We start from the raw sequence: 6,649 nt of genomic DNA, 5'->3' as shown, positions 1-6,649 counted from the left end.
TGACAGTCCCTCTAAGCACGGTATTTTGGTGGCATTACGACCACACACCACAAACATAAGTTTTGTTGCGAATATTACAAATGGCTTGAAGTAACTTGGAAGAGAAAGGATGGTGCTGATACCCAGATTTGAACTGGGGACCTCACCCTTACCAAGGGTGCGCTCTACCGACTGAGCTATATCAGCACTTTAAGAATTGGAGCGGGCAGCGGGAATCGAACCCGCATCATCAGCTTGGAAGGCTGAGGTAATAGCCATTATACGATGCCCGCTTTCAGTTTCTCGTAGAGCTATTCAAACTATTTGAAATATGGTGGTGGGAGAAGGATTCGAACCTTCGAAGGCTGAGCCGTCAGATTTACAGTCTGATCCCTTTGACCACTCGGGAATCCCACCTTTAAATTGTTTGGTGCCGGCTGCCGGAATCGAACTGGCGACCTACTGATTACAAGTCAGTTGCTCTACCAACTGAGCTAAGCCGGCGACAAGTGCTGCGCATTCTATGCGATGGATTTTAGGGTTGCAATAGGTAAATAAAAAAATAATGCCAATTCTTTCTCGATGGCGTATTAATTAACCAATCAGGCAAAACTTTCTTTTAAATGTTGAGACCTCAAAACTTTATGCTCACTTTTACTCTGGTCATACATGAGGTATTGTCCTTTTCCTTACTCAAAGGAGACGCAGTGCAATAATGAGTGACATGCTAACCCCCTACCTTTCTTTCAGTCGTCAGCAATGGGCAGAACTTCGTGACTCTGTTCCAATGACACTCAATGAGAGTGATCTTGGAAAGCTTCAGGGCATTAATGAACACCTGACCATGGATGAAGTGCAGGATATTTACCTACCGTTATCACGCCTTCTTAATCTCTATGTCAAAGCACGAAAAGGAAGAACGCAGGTACTTGGTGAGTTTCTCAGCAGGGAAACCCGGAATGTCCCCTACATTATTGGTATTGCTGGTAGTGTTGCGGTTGGAAAAAGTACTACAGCACGTCTGCTGAAGGCGCTGCTGGAGCGCTGGCCCGAGCACCCCAAAGTTGAGCTGATGACCACGGACGGCTTTCTCTATCCTAATGAGATACTCAAGGCACGAGGGTTAATGCGAAAAAAGGGCTTTCCTGAGTCCTATGATATTCGACGTCTGGTTGAGTTTGTCGCCGACGTAAAATCAGCCAAACCACAGGTTGATGCACCTGTTTACTCTCACCTTGTTTATAACATCACAGACGAGGTTAAAACGGTTGAGCAACCTGATATTTTGATCGTGGAAGGGTTAAATGTGTTGCAAAGCGGGATGGATTATCCTCACGATCCACACCGGGTTTTCATCTCAGACTTTCTTGATTTCTCTCTTTATGTCGATGCAGATACGTCGTTACTAAAAACGTGGTATGTCGAACGCTTCATGGCGTTTCGTCAAGGAGCCTTCCAGAACCCTTCTTCATACTTCAATCACTACACCAAACTCAACGAAGAAGAAGCTTTGAAGAAAGGGGCATCGATCTGGGATGAAATAAACGGCAGAAACCTCATAGAAAACATTTTGCCTACCCGAGAGCGAGCAGGCCTGATCTTGCAAAAAGGGGCTAATCACGCGGTCCAAACTGTAAAACTCAGAAAGTAATTAGCCTGACGAACAACTATCAGCCTTCACCTCGAAGGCTGATCTCTCCTCCGACAAAGGGAACAAGCCCTTTTTCTGTCTCCAGTAATATGGCGCCCTGAGCATCAATGCCCCTTGCAATACCTCTTATCACCGACTCACCGATCAATAGCTTTACAGGCCGGTTGTAATAATTATCGAGTGCTTGCCACTGCTCGATAAACATGCCAAGACCATGCTGCTCATACTGTCTCAAGGCTGATATCAAGTCATTGATCAGAGCGGCAGCCAGCTGATTTTTGTCAGGTAAGGCCTCACAGGCATCCTCTAGACGGGTCCAAGGCTGGTCAAGCTGGCCCCCTTCTTTATCGCGCATGGAAACATTTAGCCCCAAACCAACAACAAGATGAGCCGCACCGCCTGCTTGCCCTGTCATTTCGACCAACACTCCGGCCAGCTTTTTGTCCTGCCAGTAGATATCATTCGGCCATTTAACTTTCACCCCATCAGCACCAAGGCGGTTCAACGTTTTAGCAACAGAGATACCGACAACAAGACTCATACCCATTGCTGCTGCCATACCCGCTTCAAGGCGCCAGTACATTGATGTGTATAGATTGGCACCAAAAGGTGAAAACCACTGTCGACCACGACGTCCCCTACCTGCCTGCTGATACTCTGCAAGGCACACGCTTCCCGAGTCCAACTCACCAATGCGATTCATCAGGTATTGATTTGTGGAGTCGATAATTGGCTGCAAGCAAACGGAGGGACTATCAGTTTGTTCTCTCAGTCTGTCTTCGTTCAACAAATCCAGCGGTGCCGCTAGACGATAACCTTTGCCCTGCAATTTATAAACGTCCAGCCCCCAGTCCTGAATCACCTTAATGTGCTTACTTATTCCGGCACGGCTCATACCGAGCTGCTGGCCAAGCTCCTCTCCAGAATGGAATTCTCCATCTGCGAGGAAGTTGATTAGGGCAAGACGCGGGGTGTGATCTATTGCTGGCATACGGCCTCCAGTGTCGTTTCGCCGTGTTTTCCGATAAAGCGAACTTCATGTTCAAGTGAGACGCCGAATTGATCTCTGACCTCAGAGACTACATGTGCTGCTAAATTCAATATGTCCTGAGGTGATGCACAATTCTTATTAACCAGAACCAGCGCCTGCTTATCATGTACGGCAGCGCCACCCATCGTCAGGCCTTTTAAGCCAGCTTTATCGATGAGCCATCCTGCTGCCAGTTTATTGAAACCCTTTGATGCCGGATAACAGGGCATTTCCGGGTAACGTGTGGTGAGCTGTGATGCAATGTCAGACGTCACAATAGGATTTTTGAAGAAGCTACCTGCATTGCCTAACTCATTAGGATCAGGCAGCTTACTGCTCCTAATGGCACAAACACGCTCAAAAATAGCCTTAGCAGACAACTCGGACTCTTTTTCAAGTTCGGCCAACGCCCCATAGCGCGCCTCTGGTTTCCATGACTTTGGCAATGACAAACCAACAGCAAGAATGATTGCCTTGTCTTGCAGACTGCGCTTGAAGACAGAGTCACGATATCCAAACTGACAATCATCGGCTTTCAGTCGGACTTGCTCACCCGTATCCGTCATTAAAATATCGACATAACGGCAAAAACGCTCAAGCTCGACACCGTAGGCACCAATATTCTGAATAGGTGCAGAGCCTGTCAAACCCGGTATCAAAGCTAAATTTTCGAGGCCAGGCATGCCATTGTCGAGTGTCCACTTAACCAATTGATGCCAGTTTTCACCCGCAGCGACATGCAGATGCCAGTGAGACGAATCATCAGTAACCTGAACCCCTTTTAGATGGTTTAGTACCACGACGCCCTTAAAGTCTTCACAAAAGAGCACATTACTGCCCTCTCCCAGCAATAACTTCGGCATATTCGCATAGGTGTCGTCGCACCAAATATGAGCAAGGTCTTCAACACATTCTGCTTGCAACAGCACAGATGCACTCACATCAAGTCCGAATGTGTGAAAGGGTTTTAATGAGGTATTGGACAGCGTCTTCATTCTCTGTCTGATTCAGCAGTAAGTGGCAATTGCGGTGTATACTAGCCTATCTGTGCTCACTTCGCAGTGATTTGATAATGAACGACTTACGATTTTCTTCACTCAATCCCCTCCGCTTTCCTCTGGTTATGCGGTTATACAAAACACACTACCCAGCCGGAAAACCTAAAAAAGATGAAGTTATCTGGACAGGAGAGGGTACGACAGGCCTCACTGCTGCTGTTCGGTTTCGTCAGTTCAGTGAATTCCAATTATTGACAGGTATGCTGGTGATCCCAGAGTCACGTGGAAAGGGCGTAGCAGAGGCTCTGCTATCGGCATGTCAATCTCAGATAATATGCCGCCCCTGCTTTTGCCTTGCCTTCCGTTACCTCGTGCCCCTCTATCAACGTGCTGGTTTTGATGTTATCGAACGGGACGCATTACCCAACGACCTGAGCGGGCGCTTCGACAGCTACTGTCACAGCGGTAAGGATCTGGTGCCGATGAAATTCAAAAAACCTATACGTCAAAGCGAGACGGCGGACATATCAGAAACAATAGAAACTTGATAATTTCTGGTACAATATTCGTCTAAATTATGCGTTAACCTGACCCACGAAGGTCGCACTACATGAGGTAACAATGGATTCAGCTACTGCAAATCGGCAGTTGATCGACCAGCTACCACGAATAGCGCACCAGCCAGAGCAATTAGAGACTCTGCTGGACGCAGTATCATTTCGTCAGCGCCTGTTGAGTGAAATCAGTCAGGCCAAGATCCGTATTTACCTTGTTGCACTGTATCTACAAGACGATGAAGCGGGCAGAAGCGTTTTGGATGCGCTTTACGAAGCCAAACAGAAAAATCCAGTACTGGACATTAAAGTACTGGTTGACTGGCACCGCGCTCAGCGGGGTCTTATTGGTGCAGAAAAATCAGACGGAAATGCGGCCCTTTATCGTAGTTACGCCGAGAAATACAAGCACAAAATTGATGTGCTCGGTGTACCAGTCAGAAACCGTGAAGTATTTGGTGTACTTCACCTCAAGGGCTTTGTCATCGATGACAAGGTGATATATAGCGGTGCCAGCCTCAATGATGTTTATTTGGCCCAACATAACCGCTATCGCTATGATCGCTACCATGTGCTGGAAAATAAGTCACTGGCAAACTGTATGGCTGAGTTTATCGGTAATACATTGGTATCGAGCGATGCAGTCACTTGTCTTGCACAGCCAAATCGGCCGGATACTAAGGTGCTTAAACCTGCCATACGTGATCTTCGCAGTCGTTTACAAAAAGCCAGTTACCAGTTTATACCGCAGCAAATTAAAGAGAATCAGATAGGCATTACTCCAATGGTAGGCCTGGGTAAGAGAAAGAACTTTCTTAATACTCAAATCTGTCGTCTCATAGCCAGCGCACAAAAAGAGCTCATCATCTGTACCCCTTATTTCAATCCGCCACGTAGTGTCGTGCGTGAAATAAGGAGAGCACTGGCTCGTGATGTAAAAGTCACGCTCATTGTTGGTGACAAGACAGCGAACGACTTTTATTCACCGCCAGAAGAGCCTTTCAAAACGATTTCAGCGCTACCTTATCTCTACGAGATAAACATGCGTAATTTTGCGCGTCGAAACGAAGCAGCCATTGCTAAACGACAGCTGTGTATCCACCTATGGAAACATAACGACAATAGCTTCCACCTAAAAGGTATTTGGGTAGACAGAAGCTATATGTTGCTTACGGGTAATAACCTGAACCCAAGGGCATGGAAACTGGATCTTGAAAATGCCATCTTGCTACATGATACAAACAGGCTTCTTGAAAAACAGAAAGAGCAGGAAATAGATACTATTCTCGAGCATACTCAATTAATTGGTAGCTTCCAGCACATTGAGAATATTGAAGACTATCCGGTACCAGTTAAACGCTTACTCAAGCGGATTAAACGTGTAAAAGCGGATCATATCCTCAACCAAATCCTGTAATTTCAAGGAAGAAGAAAGATGATAGCAGCGATAGATGTCGATCCCCAAAGGACCTTTACGCCACTATGCCCTGCAGAACTGCCTGTTGATGATGGGCACAATATTGCAGCAGCTCTCAATCGACAGGCAGAGGTGGCTACGTACCGTGTTCTAACCAAAGACGCACATCCGGCCAATGCTATCTGGGTGGTAGACAGTCATGACAAAATGCTGAAACCTCTTTCCCACCCAAATGCTGACCTGACTTGGGTGTCACACGCTGTGCCGGGTACAGAGGGGTTTGAAACTATACCGGGACTGCCAGCAGTCACCGAGTATGACCATGTTATTTGGAAAGGGATAGAAGCGGATCTTCATCCCTATGGAGCATGCTTCCATGATATTCGTGAACAGTTAAGCACAGGCCTTATCGAGTGGTTAAAAGCAAATTCAGTTGAAACAATACTGGTTGGTGGTCTTGCTACCGATTACTGTGTTAAGACGACAGCCTTACAGCTAAAGTTGCGTGGTCATTTTGATGTATGGGTGAATCTTGCCGCATGTCGGGGGATCGCTCCAGACACAACAGACAGTGCCTGCAGTGAAATGCAGCGCGCTGGTATCCACGTCATTGAATCTCTCGAACAGTTTCATCCCTAACTGATAATTCTCAGAAAATACCACCTCATTGGTGGTATTTTTTTATGAAAAATATTCAAATCAGAGGCCCTCCTAACGCTGAGTTGTTTATTCATACTTAGCTTTTATAGCAATAACAGATCTTCAATCAATCACAAATAGAGACGCCCCAGATACAAGTCATTCAGTGTCAGAGCTTTTAACTACCAGCTTCAAACTAAATTTTTTAACGCCGAAAACGAAAAAAGCCCTGACCGTTATGGTCAGGGCTTTTCTGTTTTTTCTTTCATCTTCACGGAAGACAAAAGGCAATTTGAAGCCTGGCGATGTCCTACTCTCACATGGGGAGACCCCACACTACCATCGGCGCTGTTGCGTTTCACTACTGAGTTCGGCATGGAG

6 protein-coding genes, 4 tRNA genes and 1 rRNA gene are annotated in these 6,649 nt (G+C 46.5%); 4 read left to right on the top strand and 7 right to left on the bottom strand.

Annotated features, from left to right (window positions below; all coding sequences use genetic code 11):
• Positions 1 to 110: 110 nt before the first annotated feature.
• From A8L45_RS22875 to A8L45_RS22860, 4 genes are all read right to left on the bottom strand, one after another.
• A tRNA-Thr gene (locus A8L45_RS22875) sits at positions 111 to 186 on the bottom strand.
• 11 nt (positions 187 to 197) lie between these two features.
• Positions 198 to 272, bottom strand: a tRNA-Gly gene (locus tag A8L45_RS22870).
• Positions 273 to 311: 39 nt separating this feature from the next.
• Positions 312 to 396, bottom strand: a tRNA-Tyr gene (locus A8L45_RS22865).
• A gap of 11 nt (positions 397 to 407) precedes the next feature.
• Positions 408 to 483 (bottom strand) — tRNA-Thr (locus A8L45_RS22860).
• 211 nt (positions 484 to 694) lie between these two features.
• Here A8L45_RS22860 and coaA point away from each other — a divergent pair.
• A complete protein-coding gene (gene coaA, locus A8L45_RS22855; RefSeq protein ID WP_068905658.1) occupies positions 695 to 1,630 on the top strand; it encodes a type I pantothenate kinase in 936 nt (311 codons plus the stop codon).
• Between the two features lie 19 nt (positions 1,631 to 1,649).
• On the opposite strand, the gene birA is transcribed toward coaA, so the two are convergent.
• Together birA and murB are read right to left on the bottom strand one after the other, a co-directional pair.
• On the bottom strand, positions 1,650 to 2,621 hold the full coding sequence (gene birA / locus A8L45_RS22850; RefSeq protein ID WP_068905657.1) for a bifunctional biotin--[acetyl-CoA-carboxylase] ligase/biotin operon repressor BirA: 972 nt from the start codon (positions 2,619 to 2,621) through the stop codon (positions 1,650 to 1,652).
• Entirely contained in the window at positions 2,609 to 3,655 is a 1,047-nt protein-coding gene (gene murB / locus A8L45_RS22845; RefSeq protein ID WP_068905656.1) for a UDP-N-acetylmuramate dehydrogenase, read from the bottom strand. Before murB ends, birA begins: the two co-directional genes overlap by 13 nt.
• A 77-nt stretch (positions 3,656 to 3,732) precedes the next feature.
• On the opposite strand from murB, the gene A8L45_RS22840 reads away from it, so the two are divergent.
• From A8L45_RS22840 to A8L45_RS22830, 3 genes are all read left to right on the top strand, one after another.
• Positions 3,733 to 4,206, top strand: coding sequence for a GNAT family N-acetyltransferase (locus A8L45_RS22840; RefSeq protein ID WP_068905655.1), 474 nt, complete (start codon positions 3,733 to 3,735; stop codon positions 4,204 to 4,206).
• A 73-nt stretch (positions 4,207 to 4,279) separates the two neighbouring features.
• Complete coding sequence (pssA, locus tag A8L45_RS22835) at positions 4,280 to 5,629, top strand: CDP-diacylglycerol--serine O-phosphatidyltransferase (RefSeq protein WP_068905654.1); 1,350 nt, start codon at positions 4,280 to 4,282, stop codon at positions 5,627 to 5,629.
• An 18-nt stretch (positions 5,630 to 5,647) separates the two neighbouring features.
• The gene (locus A8L45_RS22830; protein WP_068905653.1) at positions 5,648 to 6,268 is read left to right on the top strand and encodes an isochorismatase family protein; all 621 of its coding nucleotides are present in this window, start codon (positions 5,648 to 5,650) and stop codon (positions 6,266 to 6,268) included.
• A gap of 297 nt (positions 6,269 to 6,565) precedes the next feature.
• Here A8L45_RS22830 and rrf read toward each other — a convergent pair.
• Positions 6,566 to 6,649, bottom strand: a 5S ribosomal RNA gene (gene rrf, locus A8L45_RS25795); the annotation flags it as partial.

It is taken from the genome of Veronia pacifica, assembly GCF_001707825.1.
GTDB lineage: Bacteria > Pseudomonadota > Gammaproteobacteria > Enterobacterales > Vibrionaceae > Veronia > Veronia pacifica.
This window is presented reverse-complemented; position numbering and strand designations above follow the sequence as displayed.